Origin of the sequence: Nonomuraea sp. B19D2 (assembly GCF_040137845.1) — a bacterium.
In the GTDB taxonomy this organism is placed as follows: domain Bacteria; phylum Actinomycetota; class Actinomycetes; order Streptosporangiales; family Streptosporangiaceae; genus Nonomuraea.
Genome location: NZ_JBEFAK010000040.1, coordinates 49033 through 68626, shown reverse-complemented (window position 1 = coordinate 68626; position 19594 = coordinate 49033). Strand labels below are relative to the sequence as shown.

The window sequence follows — 19594 nt, the reverse complement described above, 5'->3', positions numbered from 1 at the left end:
CGGCAGCGGCAGGGGGCGTGCCGTGGGAGCACGCCCCCTGCCGCGGCGTCAGCTGGCGTAGGCCTTGACCTCCAGAAGGCCCACGGAGTTGCTGCCGTTACCGGTGAGCAGCACCCGCAGGCGGGTCGTGCTCGTGGCGGTGAAGGTGAGGCTGTTGTAGGCGTTCTTGTTCAGCGTGTACGCCGACGCGCCCGGCACGTCCACGTACGCGCTGCCGTTCCAGTACTGCAGCTTCCACGACGCCGGCATGTCGATCCCCTCGTCGTCGTCGAAGAAGTACACCTCGGCCCGCTTCAGGGACTGGGCCGAGGACCAGGTGAGGTCCACCCACTGCTGCCCCGTCTCCGGCCAGCAGCCCCAGCGCGGGTTGACGGTGTCGTTGGACGACGGCGGGTCGATCCCGTCGTTGACCGCGGCCACGCTCTCCCACGACGAGGTGTACGACGCCGACGGCGTGGCCGACAGCGCCAGGTTGGGGTTCTGGGGCGGTTGCACGCCGCCCCGGTTGTGGACCTTGACCTCGGTGAGCCCGGTCCTGGCGCCGGAGGCCGCCGTGGCCAGCACCCGCATCCGCTGCGCGTTGATCGCGGAGAACTGGACGACGTTGTAGTTGGCCCGCGGCGCGGCCGGGGTCTTGGCCTGGCCGGGCACGTCCACCCAGGCGCTGCCGTTGTGGTACTGGATGGTGTAGGACGCCGGCGCCCGGTAGGTCGAGCTGGCCGGCCGGCTGTCCTTGAAGTAGAGCCGGACCTCGTTGAACGTGCGGGTCGCGCCGAAGTTCAGCTCGTACCAGTCCTGCCCCGCGGTGGTGCCGCCCCAGAACGGCTCGTTGATCGGGAACCCGTCCTTCGCCCCCGCCGTGGAGCTGCCCGAGGCGGTGGTGGAAGCGGTGACGGTGGCGTCGGCGGCGAGGTTGGTGAGGTTGTCGGTCAGGTCGACGCCCGCCTTGGCCAGCATGTCGACCATGCGGGCGCTGGAGTGGACGACCTGGGTGGGCGACTGGAGCCCGGACACGGCCACGTGGTGCGTGACGGTCCCACTGGTGGTGACGTTGCCGGTGGCCGGGTCCCACGTGAACGGCACCAGCGACGACACCGTGGCCGCCCGGCTGCCGTTGATGAAGATCGAGTAGCCCTCGGGCACGCCCGGGTAGCGCACGACGCCGTCAGCCGGGTCGTCCCAGACGATGGTCAGGTCGGCGTTGCGGTAGCGCAGGTTGTTGACGGTGAAGTGGGACCAGCCGATGTTGATCGGCGAGAGCTCCACCTTGGCGTCGTTGCGCGGCCGCAGCCCGGCGACGTCCTCGATCACGGTCCAGTTGCTGCTGCCCAGGATGTTGTGGTGGATCCACGAGCGGTACGTGATCGACGAGCCGTTCCAGTCCGCCCAGAACTCGTTGGCGTCCGGATACTGGGTGTTGCCGTTGATGTACTGCGCCCAGGCGTTCCAGTAGAGCAGCTTCTTGTACCAGGTCGTGTCGATCCACTCGTTGGAATAGTTCCGCAGCACCGAGGAGAGCAGGCGGAACTGCACGGTGGAGTTGATCGTGGAGAAGTTGTTGCTGCCGGTGCCCGAGGCCGCCTTGTCGGCCTGGTTGGCGGTGTAGAAGGGGAAGATCGGATACTGCGCCGGATCGTCGAAGAGGCGCAGGGCCTGCTTGTAGGCGGCGGTGTTGGGGATCGCACCGACGGCGAACGGGTAGTAGTTGTTGATCTCCTTCCACGGCACCCATTCGTTGGTGGACTTCAGCCGGTGCTCGAACAGCTGCCTGTTCGGGTTCCACAGCACGTTCACGATGGCGTTCTGGATCTGCGTGGCCAGCGTGCGCATCTCGTTGGCCTTGGCCGTGTTGCCGATCGCCTCGTACGCCTGCGCGGCGGCCAGCGCCCCGCTGTACTGGTAGGCGGCCTCGGCGCGGTCCATGCGCCCCGACTTCCAGTGGAAGGACACGGCGTCGGCGTCGTTGCCCGTCAGGGCGCCCCAGTCGTACTCGATGAGCTTGTTGTTGTCGGTGTCGTAGTAGGACAGCTGGCCCTTGACGTCCTGCTCGGCGTAGCGGGCCAGGTTCGCGGCGATGGCGGGCTGGCCGCCGTGGATCTGGTAGCTCTTCCAGGCCGCCTCGCCGATGTACTGCGTGTAGCTGTTCGACCAGTTCTCCGGGTCGCCCGGGTTGTCCACGAAGCGGCCGTTCTTGGAGACCTGGCCGACGCTCAGCCAGTCGCCGTACCCGTAGATCGGGTTACGCAGGTACTTGAGGTCGTCGATGTGCATGGGCTGGGTCAGCACGATCGCGTTGTTGTAGCCCAGCGCGCCCTCGACGGAGGTGGGGAACTGGAACGTCTGCCCGGGGATGTCGGCGTCGAGGTGGTTGAAGCGCATCAGCCACCAGCGGTAGTAGATGTTCTTCTTGATGGCCGGCTCGGGCACGTCGATGTAGGGGATGTTGTCGGCCCACCACTTGTTGTAGGCGCGCACGTGCGTGGCGAACGCGGTGGCGGGCGTGTAGCCGGCGTAGGCGTCGTAGTCGGTGCGGGAGGCCGGGATCTCGTTCGTGACGAACCCCATGACGACCTTGACGGTGACCGTCGCTCCCGCCGCGACCGTCACGGACCTGTTGAGGCCGCCGCTGGAGACCGTGAACCCGTCGCCGGTGAGCCTCGGGTAGAGCGTGGTGAGGTTGTTGTAGGCGTTCACCTGGCCGGTCAGCTCGCTGCCGCTGCCGGTGGTGGCGTACGGCGAGGTGGCCCGCAGCTGCAGCGTCGTCGAGGCGGAGCCGCCGTTGGTGATGGCCAGGTTGGCCACGGCCACGTTGTTCTCGGTGATGAACTTCGTCTGGTCAACGGTGATGGAGCCGCTGGTGTGCCGGCTCTTCCAGTAGCTGGGCGCCTGCCAGCGCGAGTTCACCTGCTCGGTGAAGGTGCCGGGGGTGACGGCGACGGTGAAGGCGTTGTTGTTGCTGATGCTCTCCCAGTACGCCGCCTGACCGGCGAAGCCCAGCGTGCCGGGCGTGTGGGTCTTCATGAACAGCGCACGTCCGCGCGACATGAGCCACGTGCCGGCCGGGTCGTTGCCCGAGCGGGCCAGCAGCCGGTCCATCCAGAAGTCGGTGCCGGAGCTCTCGGCGTTGTAGATGGCCTGCATCATGTTGCCGGTCGTGTACGACCCCGGCGGCGTGGGGACGGCCGGGCCGTTGAACGTCGGGAAGCCGATGGTCTGGTCGGCGTGAGCCGGTAACGCCACCAGACCCATGACGAGGAGCAGGGCGACTAAGACACGCCTCATGAGAAGGCCCTCCATTCGAGCACGCCGGTCGAGTATCCGGACTTGGAGGTGATGTTCAGCCGCAGCCGGGTCGTGTTGACCGAGGTGAACGTCGTGGTGTTGAAGGTGTTGCCCGCCACGCCGCAGGAGGACTGGCCGGGCACGTTGACGTAGGCGCTGCCGTTCCAGTACTGCACCTGGCACGAGGCCGGCAGGTCGATGCCCAGGTCGTCGTCGAACCAGTAGGTCTGGATCCTCGAGATGTTCTGGGCGCTGGACCAGCGGTACTCGATCCACTCGGTGCCCTGGTGGTCCCAGTTGCCGTAGGCGCCGTGGCTGTGGTCGGCCGAGTTCGCCGGGGTGTAGCCGTCGTTGACCGCGGCGAGCGTCTCCCACGGCGAGACGTAGGAGGTGGACGGGGTGGCGCTGGCCGCCAGGTTGCCCGGAGTGGTGGGCCCGCCGGTCTGGACGACCTTCTGCATGGTGCCGTCGGCGTTGAAGTAGAGCTTGTCGATGGTCACCGAGCGGCGGAAGTTGCCCCCGCCCGGGGCGGCGGCGTTGTGGTAGACCATGTACCACTGGCCCTTGTACTCGATGATCGCCGGGTGGTTGGTGGTCGAGCTGACCTGGTCGAGCACGACGCCCCGGTGCGTCCACGGACCGAGCGGGTTGCTCGCGGTGGCGTAGCGGATGCAGGCGTAGCCCGGCGCCGAGCAGGCCGAGTCGTTCGCCGAGTAGGCGAGGTAGTAGACGCCGTTGCGCTTGAACATCCAGGGGGCCTCCCAGAAGTTCGACACGCCGCTCGGCGTGACCACCGAGCCCTGGGTGGAGGTCATGTTGGCGTTGAGCTTGACCGCGCGCAGGCCGTAGTAGGAGCCCCAGTACATGTAGACCTGGCCGTCGTCGTCGGTGAAGACGGTCGGGTCGATGTTGAGCGGGGAGGAGTTGGGGGTGCTGTCGCTGATCAGCGGGCCGCCCTTGGCGTCGCGGAACGGGCCGAGCGGGCTGTCGCCGACGGCCACGCCGATGTCCATCCAGCCGGCGCCGTTGCCGTTGACCGGGACGTACCAGTAGTACTTGCCGTCCGCGCCGCGCTCGACCTCGCCTGCCCAGGCGTCGGCGCCCGCCCAGGAGAAGTTCGAGATCGAGAGCTTGGCGCCCTGGTCGGTGAAGTTGGTGGCGTCGGTCGAGGTGAAGACGTGCCAGTCGCGCATGACGAAGTTCGTGCCGCCCGGCGGGGCCTCGTCGTGGCCGGTGTAGAGGTACAGGGTGTCGCCGACGACCAGCGCGGCCGGGTCGGCCGTGTAGATCGCGGTGGTGATCGGCGCGCCCGCGTTCGCGGGCGTGGCATTGCCGAGGATGAGCACGAGTGCCGCGGTGAGGGCCGCTGCCCAGCGTCGTCTCATGAGTTCGCCCCTTACAATCCAGCGATTGCTAGTGTTAGCGCTAACAGGGATCGAAGCGGTCTACCTAAAAGGTTTTCGGGAACGTAGAACGGCTGACCAGGGACTGTCAATCGCCCGCCGCGACCACGCACATACACTGTGAACTGCGGATCTTTGCGTTCACCTTCGCTGATCAGCTAGGGAGTAGCTCAGTTACAGTTTCATATCGCCGAAAAGGCTTTCGATGAACTCATGAAACGTTCATGCAGCACAAAGGGGACGTCAAGGGCCCGCCCCGTACCGTGAGGTTCCGAAGCAACGGAACACCCCTCAGAAGGAAACACAGTGGGACACGATCACGAAGGCCAGCGGGTCAGCCGTCGGAGGCTGTTCGCGGGTATCAGCTCGCTCGGACTCGGCAGCCTGCTGGCGGCCTGCGCCAGCACCGAGGGCACCGCGACCGTCACCACGTCCACGGGAGCGAGCGTCACGCCCACGGCGACCACGGCCAAGGACCTCACCGCGCTGTTCACCGGGGCCGGCACCTGCAAGCTGACCAGCACCACGACGCAGGGCCCCTACTACTTCGACGCCGACAAGATCCGCAGCGACATCCGCGAGGACAGGCAGGGCGTACGGCTGCGGGTGGCCATCAAGGTCCAGGACAGCGAGACGTGCAAGCCGCTCGGCAACACGGTGGTGGAGATCTGGCACTGCGACGCGGCCGGGCTCTACTCGGGCGCCGAGGCGCAGTCCACGGGCGGGGGCGGCGGCAACCAACCCAGCGGGAACCCGCCCGGCAATCCCCCGAGCGGCGCCCCCACCGGCGCCCCGCCGAGCGGCGGCACGGGCGACGGCGGCGGCGACATGGCGGATCTCACGCCCACCGACGACAAGCGCTACCTGCGCGGCGCCCAGGTCACCAACAGCGACGGCATCGTGGAGTTCACCACGATCTGGCCGGGCTGGTACCGGGGTCGCACGATCCACGTCCACGCCATGGTCCACTTCAGCAACCAGCGCGTGCTGACCACGCAGCTGATGTTCGACGAGTCGCTCAACAGCAAGGTCATGGCGATGTCGCCGTACTCCGGGCACTCGGGACGCGACACGTTCAACGACAACGACAACATCTACGACGACAGCATGCTCATGAAGGTCACCAAGGAGGACGACGGCTACCTCGGCGTCATCGTCTTCTCCGCCGACTCCGACAAGGACGGCGCCTAGACCCTGCGCACCACGTGCAGGAGATACTCCTTCCTGTTGAGCGGGTTGTGATCGGTGCGCGGGCGCTCCGGGGCCGGGCCGCGTACGGGCTGGTAGCGGTGGAAGTCGCACTCCAGCACGCCCTCGCCGCGGGTCAGCCCCGGGAGCTGCCGCTCAAGATCGTGCACCTGCGCCGCCGGGATCTCGCCCTCCACCAGGCCCGGCGTCCGCGTCAGGGGGACGGCGCCCAGGCGGGCCAGCACGGGCAGCAGGGGGCCGAGCGTGTCAGCGGGCAGCTCGAGCCGGAAGCGGTGCATCGGCTCGAACACCCTGGTCCCGGCCCGCTTCAGCGCGCTCATCAGGACCAGCGGGGTGAGGTTGCGGAAGTCGCCGGCGGTGCTGGACATGCTCTTGTCGAACACGCCGCCGGAGTGGCTCTGCTTGGCCCAGTAGCCGGAGCGGGTCAGGGTGACCACGCAGTCCTCGACCTGCCAGCCGTGCAGGCCCTGCCGGAGCGTCTCGCGTACCGTCTCCTCGATCGTCTTCATGAACGAGTACGGCAGCGAGCCCAGCTCGACCTCCAGCCGGAACTCCACTCCGCTGCTCGGCGGCCCTGGCTCGACGCGCAGGCCGACGGTCGCGAGGAACGGGTTGGGGTCCTTGCCGATCAGCTCGACGGCTTCGCCGCTGCCGATGAGGCGTTCGACGCAGATCGTGGTCGTTTCACGGAAGGTGACGTCCAGGCCGAAGTCGTTCATGAGCGTGGCCTGGATGACCTCCTTCTGCACCTCGCCGTAGAGGGAGACGGAGACCTCCTGCCGCAGGTCGTCCTGGCGCAGGCCGATCAGCGGATCCTGCTCGGCGAGCTGGGCGAGCGCGAGGTGGAGCGCGCCCTTGTCGGCGTGGTCGCGCGGGACCACGACCGTCTCCAGGGTCGGCGGCGCGAAGTGGCCCTGCGGCTCGGCCTTCCTGGGCAGGCCGATCGCGTCGCCGATCCGGACGTCGGCCAGGCCCCAGAGGCGGGCGATCCGGCCCGCGGTGACCTCTGACTCGCGCGCCGCCGTACCCCGGTCGAACACGCTGATCGCCGTGACCTTCCCCGCACGCCCGTCCTCGAGCCGCAGGCGGTCGCGGGTGCGTACCGTGCCCGAGAACATCCGCACGTACGCGATCTTCTCCCCGGCATCGCCGCGCTCGACCTTGAAGACGGTGCCCGAGAGCGGCCCGCCGGGGTCGCCCTGGGCGGCGGGGAGCAGCTCCTCGATCCCGGCCATGAGCGCGTCCACGCCCGCGCCCGTGATCGCCGAACCGAAGAACACCGGGTGTGCCAGCGCCTGGCCCGTCTGCGCCACCAGCTCGGCGCGGAGCCTGGCGTCCGAGATCGGCTCCTCGTCGTGCACGTACGCGGCCAGCAGCGCGTCGCTCTGCTCCGCCAGCACCTCCAGGAAGTTCGCCGCCCCCTTGAACGGTGTGAAGGAGGCGGCACTCGTGCCCAGCCCGGCGGTGGCCCCCATGGCGACGGCGGCCACGGGCAGCTTCTCCGAGATTTCACGCAATATCCCGTCATGGCGGGCACCGCGACGGTCGATCTTGTTCACGAAGACGAGCGTGGGGATGCCGAGCCGGCGCAGGGTGCGCATGAGCACGCGGGTCTGGGCCTGCACGCCCTCAACGGCCGAGACGACCAGCACGGCGCCGTCGAGCACGCTCAGCACCCGCTCCACCTCGGCGATGAAGTCGGGGTGGCCCGGCGTGTCGATCAGGTTGACCGTGGTGTCGCCGATGACGAACGAGACCACCGCCGACTTGATCGTGATGCCGCGCTGGCGCTCCAGGGCCAGCGAATCGGTCTGGGTGCTGCCGTCGTCGACGCTGCCGACCTCGTCGATGGCTCCGGCGGCATACAGCAGCCGCTCGGTCAGGCTGGTCTTACCGGCGTCTACATGCGCCAAGATCCCCAAATTGAGCATACGCAACGAACGTCATGTCCTCTAGATAGACGGCTCTTCCTTCCTCGGGGGACATGAGCGTTGCTCGCATTTCCTGCTCCTCGGGTCGTTCTGACTCCAGGTCAGCGCACCAGAGCCCGGTCGGCACGGGCAACCGATTTACCGGCGCGCCGTCCTGCGGCCCTCCCCGCCGAGGCCGGTTCGCGCCGATGTGGCCGGAATCGTCACGCCAGCCGCGTTGTCCTGCGCGACCCCCTAGGGTGGTGTCCGTCCTTTGTCAGAGAGGAAGATCCGGTGAGCGGTACCGGTGGGCCTACGGTCCCGGCGGTCGTGGAGACCCCGACTCGTCCTGCGCCTCCGTCAAACCCCCTGGCCCGCTGGCTGCTGCAGCTTCGTGTGCAGCCGACGGGCCCCGAGACGACCGAGGCGCACGCGGAGCCGCAGGCCTGGTGGAAGGTCATGTGCCTGACCGGCGTCGACTACTTCTCGACGCTGGCCTACCTCCCCGGCATCGCCGCCCTGGCGGCCGGGGCGCTGTCGCCGCTGGCCACGCTGCTCATCGTGGCGCTGACGCTGCTCGGCATGCTGCCGATGTACCGGAGGGTGGCGCGGGAGAGCCCGCACGGGCAGGGGTCCGTGGCGATGCTGGAGCGGCTGCTGCCGTTCTGGCGGGGCAAGGTGTTCGTGCTCGTGCTGCTGGGGTTCGTGGCGACGTCGTGGATCATCACGATCACCCTGTCGGCGGCGGACGCGTCCGTGCACGTCGTGGAGAACCCGTACTTCCCGAGCTTCCTGCACGGTCACGAGGTCATCCTGACCGTGGTGCTGCTGCTGATCCTGGGCGGCGTGTTCCTGCTCGGCTTCAGCGAGGCGGTCGGCGTGGCGATCCCGCTCGTCGCCGTCTTCCTGATCCTGAACGCCGTCGTCGTCGCCGTCGGGCTGACGGAGGTCATCTCGTCCCCTGACGCGATCTCCCGCTGGACCGAGGCGCTGACCAGTGGGACGGGCGGCTTCGGCGGCCTCATCGGCCCCGCCGTGCTGGCCTTCCCGCTGCTGGTGCTGGGGCTGTCGGGGTTCGAGACGGGCGTCAGCATGATGCCGCTGGTGGCCGCCGAGGGCGAGACCCCCGAGCGGCGGCTGGGTTCGCGCATCGCCAACACGCGCAAGCTGCTGACGTCTGCCGCGCTCATCATGAGCGTCTACCTCATCGCGACCAGCTTCGTGACCACGGTGCTCATCCCGGCCGAGCAGTTCAAGCCGGGCGGCGAGGCCAACGGCAGGGCGCTCGCGTATCTCGCGCACGAGCGGCTCGGCGAGGTGTTCGGCACGGTGTACGACATCAGCACGATCCTCATCCTGTGGTTCGCCGGTGCGTCCGCGATGGCCGGTCTGATCAACATCGTGCCGCGCTACCTGCCCTCCTACGGCATGGCGCCGGACTGGGGCCGCGCGGTGCGGCCGGTGGTGCTCGTCTACACGGGCATCTGCGTGGTGCTCACCATCGCGTTCGACGCCGACGTGGACGCCCAGGCCGGCGCGTACGCCACGGGCATCCTGGCCATGATGGTCTCCGGCGCGTTCGCGGTGACGATCTCGGCCATCCGCAAGGGCCAGCGGCCGGCCGTCGCGGGCTTCTCCGTGCTCACCCTGGTGCTGCTCTACGCGCTGGTGGAGAACATCAGGGAGAAGCCGGACGGCATCGCCATCTCGGCGCTGTTCATCCTGGGCATCATCGCCATCTCGCTGGTCTCGCGCGTCTCCCGCACGACCGAGCTGCGGGCGGACCGGATCGAGTTCGACAAGGCGGCGCGGCGGTTCATCGCCGACTCGATCGAGTACGACGGCGCGCTCAACATCATCGCCAACCGCCGCCAGACCGGCGACAAGGCCGAGTACGAGGCCAAGGAGAGCGAGCAGCGCGGCATGAACCCGGTCCCCGGGCGGGCCGACATCCTCTTCATGGAGGTCGACGTCATCGACCCGTCCGACTTCAGCAACGCGCTCCACGTGCGCGGCGTCGAGGTGGACGGGCACCGCGTGCTGCGCGCGGAGAGCCCCGCGGCACCCAACGCCATCGCCGCCGTCCTGCTGGCCCTGCGCGACGCCACCGGCGTCCGGCCGCACTGCTACTTCGAGTGGGCGGAGGGCTCGCCGCTGATGCACCTCTTCCGCTACCTCATCCTCGGGCGCGGCGACACGGCGCCGGTCGTACGCGAGATCATCCGCAAGGGTGAACCCGACCCCGCCAAGCGGCCGGGCATCCACGTCGGCGGCTAGCCGGACTCATCCCCAGCGGGCGCTGCCGGCGCGCCAGCTCCGCGACGAGGGACGGCTTGGCGGAGTCTTTCAGCCGAGCAACTCGACCGTGCCCCGCGCGCCGTCCACCCTGATCCGGTCGCCGTCGTGCAGGCGCATGGTGGCGTTGCCGGTGCCGACCACGGCGGGGATGCCCAGCTCGCGCGCCACGATCGAGGCGTGGGACAGCGGTGCGCCCATGTCGGTCACCACGGCGGCGGCACGCGGGAACATCGGGGTCCAGCCCACGTTCGTCAGCGTCGTGACGAGGATCTCGCCCGGCTTGAGCCGATCGCCCTCCTCCGGCCCTGAGATCACGCGGGCGATGCCCTCCACGATCCCCGGAGCGCCGGGGAAGCCCTCCACGGTGTCGCTCACGGGCACGCCGGGGCCGCGCGCGTCGTAGACGTCGTTCCGCCGGCCGGGGTCGGCGGCCCAGCGCACGGGGTCGAAGTGGCCGACGATCAGCGCGGGGTAGGCCGGCAGTGCGGCGTACTGCTCGTAGGTGGCCCGCCGTACCGGCACCTTCTCCAGCACGGACCGGTCGCCGCGCAGCAGGGCCAGCAGCTCGTCCAGGTAGAGGAAGAACACCTCGTCGCCCTGGCCCGACAGTTCCCCCGCCCGTACGGCGAACGCCCGCAGCACCCAGAACGCCCGCATGTTCTCCGAGCGCGTGGACTCGCGGTCGCGCACGACCGCGTTCCAGCGCTGGACCCTGGCGCGCATCTTGGCCTCCTGGCGCGGATAGCGCTCGGCGAAGCGTGCCCACGCCTCCTCCCTGGCCTTGCCCTGCCGCGCGAGCAGTGCCTCGGTGTCGGCGCGCAGGTCGCGCAGGCCCACGAGCTGGGCGTCGATCCAGCCGGGGTCCTCGCCGGGCCGCGGGATCGACACCTCGAACTCGTGGGGGCCGCGATGCCCGTACGTGCGGGCGAACTCGTCCCTGGTGATCTCCCCGCGGGCGAGCCTGGACAGGCCCGTCACCGGGCCCAGGCTGGCCAGCTCGCCGTCGGCGTTCACGCCGGTCAGCATGGCCTCGGCAGCGACCTCGCCGATCATCTTGCGCAGCCGGTCACGGGTCCAGACCAGGGTGGCGCCGCCCTGGCGGCCGGCGGCCTCGAGCATGCGGCAGGAGGTGACCATGTGGGGCCTGATCTCGCGCTCCCACAGGTCGGCCAGTTCGGGGCCGGAGCCGGTGGCGGCGATCGTGGCGCGCAGCTCCTCGCACCGCCGCTGCGAGGTGGCCAGGAACGCGCGCATGCCCTTGAGGTTGCGGCGTACGCGGCGCTGGAGGCCGATCGCCATGGGCAGGACGCGTTTGATGATCTCCCAGCGCGACACCGGCACCTGCGGCACGTCCAGCGCCGGCGGCAGCTTGCCGAAGACCTGCTCGACCGCGCTCAGCCTGCCGCGCATGCCCAGGGCCCCGGCGATGGAGTGGACGACGCTCAGGTTCATGTAGAAGCGGCCGCCGATGTTGCCGACCAGGTCGAAGCCGGGCAGGGTCGAGGCGGACATCGCCTCGTTGATGAACAGGCGCACGAACGACCACGTGATCGGCGTCATCACGTCGGGGATGGCCTCGCCCAGGTTGCCGCCGGTCCACAGGTATTCGCCCTTGAGGCTGTCGTTCCACTCCTCGACCTGCGGCTTGATGCCGGTGATGGGGCGGGCCTGGACGACGGCGAACGCGCTGCCGCGCCTGGCCCACTCCACGTCCATCGGAGTGCCGTACAGGGCCTGGATGCGCGTGCCGAGCGCGGCGAGCTCCACGGCCTGCGCCGCCTCGAGCACGGCCTTGCCGCGCAGCTCCGCCGGCACGGGCTGCTCGCGGGTGCCGTCGGGGGTGCGGACGGTCATGACCGTCTTGTCGCCGACCTGCGACTGGGTGACGGCGCCGCCGGACACCACGATCGTGTCGGGGGTGACCTGGCCGCCGACGACCGCCTCGCCGAGCCCCCAGGAGGCGTTGATGACGGTCTCGTCGCGGGCGCCGGTGACCGGGTTCGCGGTGAACATGATTCCTGCCGCGTCCGCGTCCACCAGCTCCTGGACCACCACGGCCAGCGCCACGTCGTCGTGGGGGACGCCGTTCTGCTCGCGGTAGGCGATGGCGCGCGGGTTCCACAGCGAGGCCCAGCAGCGCTTGACCGCGTCCAGCAGGGCGTCGCCGCTGATGTTGAGATAGGTGTCCTGCTGGCCGGCGAACGACATGTCCGGCAGGTCCTCGGCGGTGGCCGACGAGCGCACGGCCACCGGCACGTCGTCGCCGAGCGCCTCGTACGCCCGGCGGATGTCCGCGGCGATCTCGGCGGGCATGTCGTGCTCGGCGAACAGCCGCCGCGCGTCCTGAGCGTGCGGGATCTCGTCGCGGAACGCCGACACGAACGCCCGGTAGGCCTCGGTCGTGATGTGGAAACCACCTGGAACGGGCAGCCCGGCCCTGGTCAGCCTGGCCAGCGATGCGCCCTTGCCGCCCACGGTCGCGAGGTCGGCCGCCGCGTCGTCGAGAGGGAGTACGGCCTTCACGTCATACGCTCCTTGAGCTCTTCGAACCGCCCATGGAGGCCGCCAGCCTCCGCTGGGCGATCTCCGCCACGGCGTCGAGGAAGTCGAGGGTGGCCCGGGCGACGGCGTCGGCGTCGTCGCCGGACAGGGGGCGGCCCGTGCTCATGGCCCGCTCGATGGTGTCGGCGACCAGCTCCGCGATCCGGTCGTCGGACGGCCGCGGCTCGTCGGGCCGGCTGTCCGGCAGGAAGAGGAAGCCGTACAGGACGGAGTTGGCCACGCGGACGTGGTCCCCCATCTCCTCGCGCACCGCGCCGCGCTTGACCAGCTCGGCCACGTACGCGTCCAGGGGCTCGTCCAGCCCCGGCGGGCTCCCGGCCTGCTGCTTCTGGCGGGCGAACTTGCCGAGCACCTCGGAGTCGCCCCGCATGAACGCGCTGAGCAGCGGCCGGCCGAGCAGGGCGCGGGCGAGCTCGCCGTACAGCCCGCTCAGCGTGGCCGGGCCGCGGCCGCGCACGTCGGCGAGCATGCGCACGCGCTCGCGGCGCAGCAGCGCGGCGAAGAGGTCGTCGCGTGTCTTCCAGTGCAGGTAGATGGTGCCCTTGGCGACACCTGCCCGCTTGGACACGTCGTCGATCGTGGTCTTGTCGTAGCCCCAGCGCAGAACCAGCTCGGTGGCGGCGTCGAGGATCCGGTGCGCCCGCTCCAGCTGGCGCGCCGGATCCTGTGGGGGCCGTCCTGCCCTGACCATGTCAGTCTCACCTCATTTGTTTGACTAGATGAGACTAGTTGGTCATTTAATTAAGAGCAAGTTCACCCGAGCTTCGCCAGCAACGACTCCGCTGACGGCGCGAACGAGGGGTCGCCGGTCGACACGGCGGTCATCAGCAACTGCCGGGCCCGCTCCAGGTCGCCTCGCTCGTAGCGGATCTCGCCCAGCCGGCAGGCGGCCTCGGCCACCAGGTCGGCCTGCTCGGTCAGCCCCAGCGTCAGCTCGTAGTAGCGCACGGCCCCGTCGCGGTCGCCGAGCCAGTAGCACAGCTCGCCGAGGTGCGCCGCGGCCAGTCCCGACTCCGTGTCCCCCGCATCGATGACCCGCTGGTACCAGGTGAGCGCCTCGGGGAAGTCCCGGTTCCGCTTGGCCAGCGCGCCCAGGTACATCGCCGCGAGCGCGCTGATGTGCCCCTCGCCCTCCTCGACCCCTCGCAGGTACCACGATCGGGCCCGCGCCTCGTCCTCCTCGTGGTACGTCTGCCCGAGCGCGATCATGGCCCGGGCGGCGAGGTCGGCGTCGCCCGCGTCGAGCACCCGCAGGTACGCCTCCCGCCCCTCGTCCACCTTCCCGGCCTCGACCAGCGTCTGCGCGAGCGTGGACAGCGCGATGGGCTCGCCGCCGGCGGCCGCCTCCCTGAGCGTGTCCAGCGACGCCTCCATGTCCCCCCGGTTGCTCTGCAGCATGCCGAGCAGGCTCCCGAACACGCCCCGGATAGGGCTGTCGGCGTCGGCCGCCGCCCGCTGGGCCAGGTCGAAGAACGCGTCGTCGTCCCCTTCGCCGTCGAGCAGGTCCAGGAGCCTGCCACCGGCGACGAACCGTACGTCCGGGTCGTCGTCCCCGCTGAGCCGTTCGTAGATCGCCCGTGCCTCGGCCGGCCTGTCCAGCTCGGCCAGCCGGTCGGCGATCTCCAGCTCGGTGAACGGCCCCCGTCCCGTCAGCTCGTGGTACGCCCGTACGGCCGCCGGGTCCTCGCACTGCCCGGCCAGCTCGCGCGCCACGCCGCCGGCCTCGTCGCCCGCCAACTGAAGGACCTGCACGGCCAGGGCGTGCTCGCCGCGGTCGGCGGCCTGGTGGGCGAGCACGCGCAGGTTGTTCGTCGCCACGTCGGAGCCGGCGCCCGCGGCGGCGGCGAACGCCCGCGCGGCGCCGAGCTGGTCGCCCTCCTCGTGCAGCCAGAGGCCGAGCTGCAGGCCGCCCCGCTCCACCGCGTCCGGCACGCCGGACTCCATGGCCAGCCGCACCTCCCGCTCGGCCCCGGCCGCGTCGCCCAGCTCTCGCATGGCCTTGGCCAGGTCCACCCGGATGCCCGCCTCGGTGGCGGGGAAGCCGGTGTCCACGCCCCGCCCGAACATGCGGGCCGCGTTCTCCAGGTCGCCCCCGGCCTTGTACGCGTCGCCCCACGCCCAGTAGCCCATCGACACGGTCTCGGGGTCGCCGGTCCCGACGGCCTGCTCGGCCTCCTTGGCCACGGCGTCGTAGTCCTGCTCCATGAGCAGGTGGGCGAGCAGGTGGCGCAGGCTCTCGAGGTCACCGGCCGCCGCCCCGGCGGTCAGCGCCTCGCGTACGCCGGCGCTGTCGCCCCGCGTGTTGAGAAGGTCCCCCAGCACGACGGCGGTGGCGGGCATCGCGGCACGCGCGGCCTCGATCGCCCCGTCGAGGTCGCCGCGGCGGTGGCGGACGATGGCGATGTTCTGCCAGGCGTTCGCGGCCGTCTCCGGGTGCTCGGTGGCGGGGAGGGTGGCCAGTTCGGCCTTGCAGTGGTCGTCGCGCTCGGCGTGGATCACGCCGAGGTCCAGCGCGGCCTGCGCGGCGAGGGCGGGCTCGCCCAGCTCGATGACGACCCCGCAGAGTGCCGCGGCCGCACGGTGATCGTCCAGCCCGCGAGCCCGCTCGAGGGTCTCGACGAGGGGTTCCCGCCGGGCCTCCGGGTCCGCGGCGGCGAGCAGGCGGCGCACGCTCCGGGCGTCGTCGGCGTTGAGCGCGAGCAGCACCTCGGCCATCAGCTCCGACCCGGCGAACTCGGTCAGCGCCGCGACCGCGCCCTCCCGGTCCCCGTCGTCGGCCAGCACCCATCCGCGTTCCTTGGCCGAGGCCGTGCCGAGCCGGACCCGGGCGACGGCCGTGAACCATTCGTCGTCGTCCAGGGCGACGACCCGCTCGTAAGCGGAGCGGGCGTACTCGGCGTCGCCCGCCTCGGCCAGCAGCCTGCCGGCCTCGACCAGCGTGCCGGACGCGGACGCCGGGTCGGCGGCCACGGCCCGCTCGTACGCCTCCCGCGCCCCCGCCGCGTCGCCGGTCCTGGCGAGCAGCTCACCGAGCAACTGCGCCTCCCACGCGTCCTGGGATTCCCGTGTGAGCAGGGACAGGGCCGCGGTCAGGTCGCCGTGGTCGCGCAGCACGCACACGAGCTGGAGCCGTCCCGCCTCGCCGAACTCCCCGGCCAGCAGCTCCCCCGCCTCGTCCGTCGCCCCGCGCGCCACGAGCACCTCGGCGAGCCGCACGGTCGCGTCCTTCCTGCGCCTGTCGTCGAGCCCCTCGAGCGCCGCCCGGTAGGCCGCGGCCGCCTCGTCCAGCAGCCCGAGCTCCTGCCGCACCCGCCCGATGTCCCACCGCGTCATGGCGGCCAGCCGCTCGTTGTCGCCGTCCGCGACCTGCTCCCACGCCTCCAGCGCCCCGCGCTTGTCGCCCGCTTCGTTACGCAGCGCGCCGAGGTAGCACCCCGCTTCCTGCCGGTAGCTGGGGTGGCCGGCGGCGAGCACCAGGGAGAGCGCCCCGTCGGCGGCGGCGATCTCGCTGCGCCGCTCCCAGGCGTGCGCGGTGTGCATGGTCAGCATGCTCGACATGAGAACGTTGCCCTCGTCGCCGACCTCCTCGAACGCCGCCGCCGCGCCCTCGAAGTCCCGGTCGAGCAGGCACAGGGCGAATCGCCCCATCCCCTCCGGCTCCGCCCTGGCCAGCTCGAAGGCCGCCCGCGCGGCGGCGAGATCGTCGACTTTGACCCGGTGCAGCCCGAGCAGCCAGGCGTTGCGCCCGCGGCCGTCCTCGGTGTCCTCCTCCTCGATGCGCCTCTCCTGCATCCGGCAAATCGCCAGCAGGTCGCCCTGCCGGTCGTACACCGTGAACAGCTGGCCGGCCGCCTCGATCCACAGCCCGCGGTTGTCGCTCGCCAAAGCCGTCGTGTACGCGGCCCGCGCCTCGGCCAGGTCGTGCTCCATGACAAGGCCGCCCAGCGCGTACCCCACCCACGGCGCCAGCACCGGGTGGCCCTCCGCCCTGGCCCGGCGCAGCAGCGCGACCGCCTCGTCCTCGTCGGACAGCACTTCCTTGCAGATCAGTGCCGTGTACGACAGCGCCAGCGGGTCCCCGGCGTCGGCCGCCGACTGGAACAGCTTGGCCGCCTCCGACAGGTCGTACCCGATCGAGGCCAGCACCTGCGCGAACACGGCGGTGCCGATCGCGGCGACGGCCGGATCCGGGTGTTCCATGGTCGCGTGGTAGCGGACCAGCCCCTCCTCCCTGCCCAGCCGCTGGTGGTCGAGGATGGCCTGCAGCACGGGATGCGGCTGCTCGCCCGACTCGCGCAGCAGGTGCAGCAGGAAGGCCGCGTTGAAGCCCTGCAGCACGTCCTCGCCATCGGCCACGTACGCCAGCAGCTCGTCGGCCTGCTCCCGGTCGCCCTCGCCGATCTCCAGCTGGGCCAGCGTCACCATGGCCCTGAGCGACTGCGTCGGCGCGCCCGAGTCGGCGGCGCCGCGCAGCAGCCGCCTGGCCTCGGCCAAATCGCCGGCCTTCATGCGGGCCAGCCCCTCGTCGGTGTCCTGGAGCGCCTGCTCGTCGACGGGGTCGGCCAGCGGCTGCTGCCTGGCCGCGTGCTCCAGCAGCAGCGCCGCCTTGAACGCGGTGTCGGGGTCCTCATGCTCGGACGCGAACCGCGCCAGCTCCAGGGCCTCGTCGTACGCCTCCGGATGCTGGTCGAGCAGCAGGCCGAGCATCGTGACGCAGATCGGGGCCCACTCGTCCTCCCCCGCCTCCAGCACGGCACGCAGCGCGGCCAGCGCCTCGGCCGGCTCGCCCGCCTCTGTGTGCATCTGGGCCAGGCACGCCTGGGCCTGCACGACGTACTCGCGGTGGCCGCTGGCGATCACCCGGCGGAAGATCGCCTTCGTCTCCTCCTCGTCGCCGAGCGACGCGGTCACCTTGGCCAGCTCGATCAGCGAGGGCAACCGGATCTCCGGCCTGGGGTCCTCGGCGGCCACGCGGTAGGCGGCGGCGGACTCGGCGTACTCGCCCAGGTCCACCAGCACGGCGCCGAGCAGCTTGTGCGCCATGGCCAGGTGGTCGGGGTGCCCGACGGCGATGGCGTGCTCGCACACCTCCCTGGCCTGCTCGAACTCCTCTTCTTCCGCGTAGATCTGGTACAGCCGGAACGCCGACAACGCCACCACATCCGGGTCGCCGCAGGTCAGCAGCGCCCGGTAGTCGTCCTCGTCCTCCGCCTCCTCGTAGAGGTCGCGAGCCGAGGCCGGGTCCTGGTGGAACGCGGGCAGCTCCAGCCGGTCGGCCAGCTCCGCCACGGCGGGACTGTCGCACCTGCGCGCCCGCTCCAGCGCCGCCTGCGCGCCCTCCGCGTCGCCCAGCTGCGTGAGCACCAGCACCAGCGCCGTGTCGGCGAGCGCGGCCACCTCGAAGTCGGCCCCGTCCGACGCGATCGTCAGCACCCGGTGCGCCGCGGGCCACTCCTCGGCGTTGACCAGCATCATCCCCATGGCGATGGCCGAGCGCTGCCCGAACACCGGGTCGCCTGACTGGATCACCGACCTGTGCGCGGCCTCGGCGCCGTCCAGGTCCCCCTGCTCCTGCAGCAGCCCGGCCAGCAGATGGGACGCTTCCGGATCCCCCGTGGCCGCGATCTGCCTGAACAGCGCGGCGGCCGCATCGAGATCTCCCGTTTTCCAGTAGCTCATGGCCGCGTCGAGCTGTTCTGACGCCATCGCTCACTCCAAAGTCATCCAACAATGTGAAAAAGCTACACATCTGCCACCTCTGCCACAGGGCATTCGAAGATCTCGCACGCGTCTATGCCCTCCACTCCGTGGAGGCGGCTCGGTCGCTGGGAAGCCGCGCCCCCTCGCGCCGCAGAGGCATCGAGGCAGGGGAGGCCGTAGCGTAGTCCCCATGGGCAGAGCGTTCTGGATCGATCAAGAGTTCGACAGAGACCGTGACGGGCGCTATGCCGTACACGTCCGCAAGAACCTCGAAGAGTTCGAGTGGGGCGACATCGCGCCCGTCAGGTTCGCGTGCGCGGCGTGGCGGCTGGCCACGCCGCCGTCGCTGACCCCCGGCTACGTGCGGTGGGACCGGCGCATCCTGGACGCGACCTGCCACCGCAACACCTGGGACGGCTCGCTCTACGCTCGGGTCCGGGTGGTCTCTCCGCTGCCCGAGGAGCTGACCCGGTCGCGGGCCTGGTGGCGCGATCGCGGGTGGCTGGGCTGGCAGGAGACCTTCGGCCAGTACGTCGAGCCGACCCAGCAGGACCTGGCCAGGCACCCGTTCCTGCGGGCCGGCCTGCTGCTGGAGGCGCCTGTGCCCCTCGACGACCTGCCGCCCGAGCCCGAGGGGCCGCACGACGAGGTCGAGCAGCGCGCGCACCGGGCGATCGTGGTGCTGACCCGCGAGCTCAACGCGCTGGTGTCACCGGTGCTCGACCAGCTCGGCGGCTAGCATGCGCCGTTGATCCGCGGGTAGCAGAGATCCATGAGGACCCTGCTCGTCGTGGTGCCGGCGCTCGCGCTCGCCGCCGCCGGCTGCGCCCCGGACATGGCCGCTCCGGCGCAGGCGGCCGAGCGCTTCCACGCGGCCGTCTCCGCGCACCGCGAGGACGCCGCGTGCGCGATGCTCACGCGCAAGACGGCCGAGAAGCTCCCCGACCCCGGCCAGACCTGCGCCGAGGCGCTGCGCGAGGTGGGCCTCGGTCCGGGCGGCTCCGTCACCTCCGTCAGCGTGTGGGGCGAGGACGCGCAGGTACGGCTGGCCGGCGACACGCTCTTCCTGCACCGCTTCTCCGACGGCTGGCGGGTCAAGGCCGCCGGATGCGAACCGGTCCCTGACCTTCCCTACAAGTGTGAGGTAGAGGACTGATGCGCGTGATGTTCACGCTGACCATGTTGATCATCGTGGTCGGCCTGGCGTTCTTCTTCGCGGTGGGGTGGTCG

The 19594-nt window shown here is 70.7% G+C and carries 10 protein-coding genes; 4 read left to right on the top strand and 6 right to left on the bottom strand.

Features of this window, described 5'->3' with window-relative positions:
• Positions 1–48: 48 nt before the first annotated feature.
• Both ABN273_RS45225 and ABN273_RS45220 read right to left on the bottom strand, forming a co-directional pair.
• Positions 49–3282, bottom strand: a complete 3234-nt coding sequence (locus ABN273_RS45225; protein WP_349455761.1) for a discoidin domain-containing protein — start codon at positions 3280–3282, stop codon at positions 49–51.
• Positions 3279–4667, bottom strand: coding sequence for a glycoside hydrolase family 43 protein (locus ABN273_RS45220; protein WP_349455760.1), 1389 nt, complete (start codon positions 4665–4667; stop codon positions 3279–3281). Before ABN273_RS45220 ends, ABN273_RS45225 begins: the two co-directional genes overlap by 4 nt.
• Positions 4668–4991: 324 nt before the next feature.
• Between ABN273_RS45220 and ABN273_RS45215 the strand changes: the two genes are divergently transcribed.
• Positions 4992–5876, top strand: coding sequence for a peptidase associated/transthyretin-like domain-containing protein (locus ABN273_RS45215; protein WP_349455759.1), 885 nt, complete (start codon positions 4992–4994; stop codon positions 5874–5876).
• Here ABN273_RS45215 and ABN273_RS45210 read toward each other — a convergent pair.
• Positions 5873–7825: a GTP-binding protein gene (locus ABN273_RS45210; RefSeq protein WP_349455758.1), complete on the bottom strand. Its 1953-nt coding sequence runs from the start codon at positions 7823–7825 to the stop codon at positions 5873–5875. The genes ABN273_RS45215 and ABN273_RS45210 overlap by 4 nt on opposite strands.
• Before the next feature lie 273 nt (positions 7826–8098).
• On the opposite strand from ABN273_RS45210, the gene ABN273_RS45205 reads away from it, so the two are divergent.
• Complete coding sequence (locus ABN273_RS45205) at positions 8099–10081, top strand: APC family permease (protein WP_349455757.1); 1983 nt, start codon at positions 8099–8101, stop codon at positions 10079–10081.
• 69 nt (positions 10082–10150) lie between these two features.
• Here the strand turns inward: ABN273_RS45205 and ABN273_RS45200 are convergent, their stop codons facing one another.
• From ABN273_RS45200 to ABN273_RS45190, 3 genes are all read right to left on the bottom strand, one after another.
• A complete protein-coding gene (locus ABN273_RS45200) occupies positions 10151–12625 on the bottom strand; it encodes a PEP/pyruvate-binding domain-containing protein (protein WP_349455756.1) in 2475 nt (824 codons plus the stop codon).
• Between the two features lies 1 nt (position 12626).
• Positions 12627–13355, bottom strand: coding sequence for a TetR/AcrR family transcriptional regulator (locus ABN273_RS45195; RefSeq protein WP_349455755.1), 729 nt, complete (start codon positions 13353–13355; stop codon positions 12627–12629).
• A 62-nt stretch (positions 13356–13417) separates the two neighbouring features.
• Positions 13418–18370, bottom strand: coding sequence for a tetratricopeptide repeat protein (locus ABN273_RS45190; protein ID WP_349455754.1), 4953 nt, complete (start codon positions 18368–18370; stop codon positions 13418–13420).
• Positions 18371–18554: 184 nt separating this feature from the next.
• Between ABN273_RS45190 and ABN273_RS45185 the strand changes: the two genes are divergently transcribed.
• On the top strand, positions 18555–19103 hold the full coding sequence (locus tag ABN273_RS45185) for a hypothetical protein (RefSeq protein ID WP_349455753.1): 549 nt from the start codon (positions 18555–18557) through the stop codon (positions 19101–19103).
• Positions 19104–19136: 33 nt separating this feature from the next.
• A complete protein-coding gene (locus tag ABN273_RS45180) occupies positions 19137–19520 on the top strand; it encodes a hypothetical protein (protein ID WP_349455752.1) in 384 nt (127 codons plus the stop codon).
• The last annotated feature ends 74 nt before the right edge of the window (positions 19521–19594 follow it).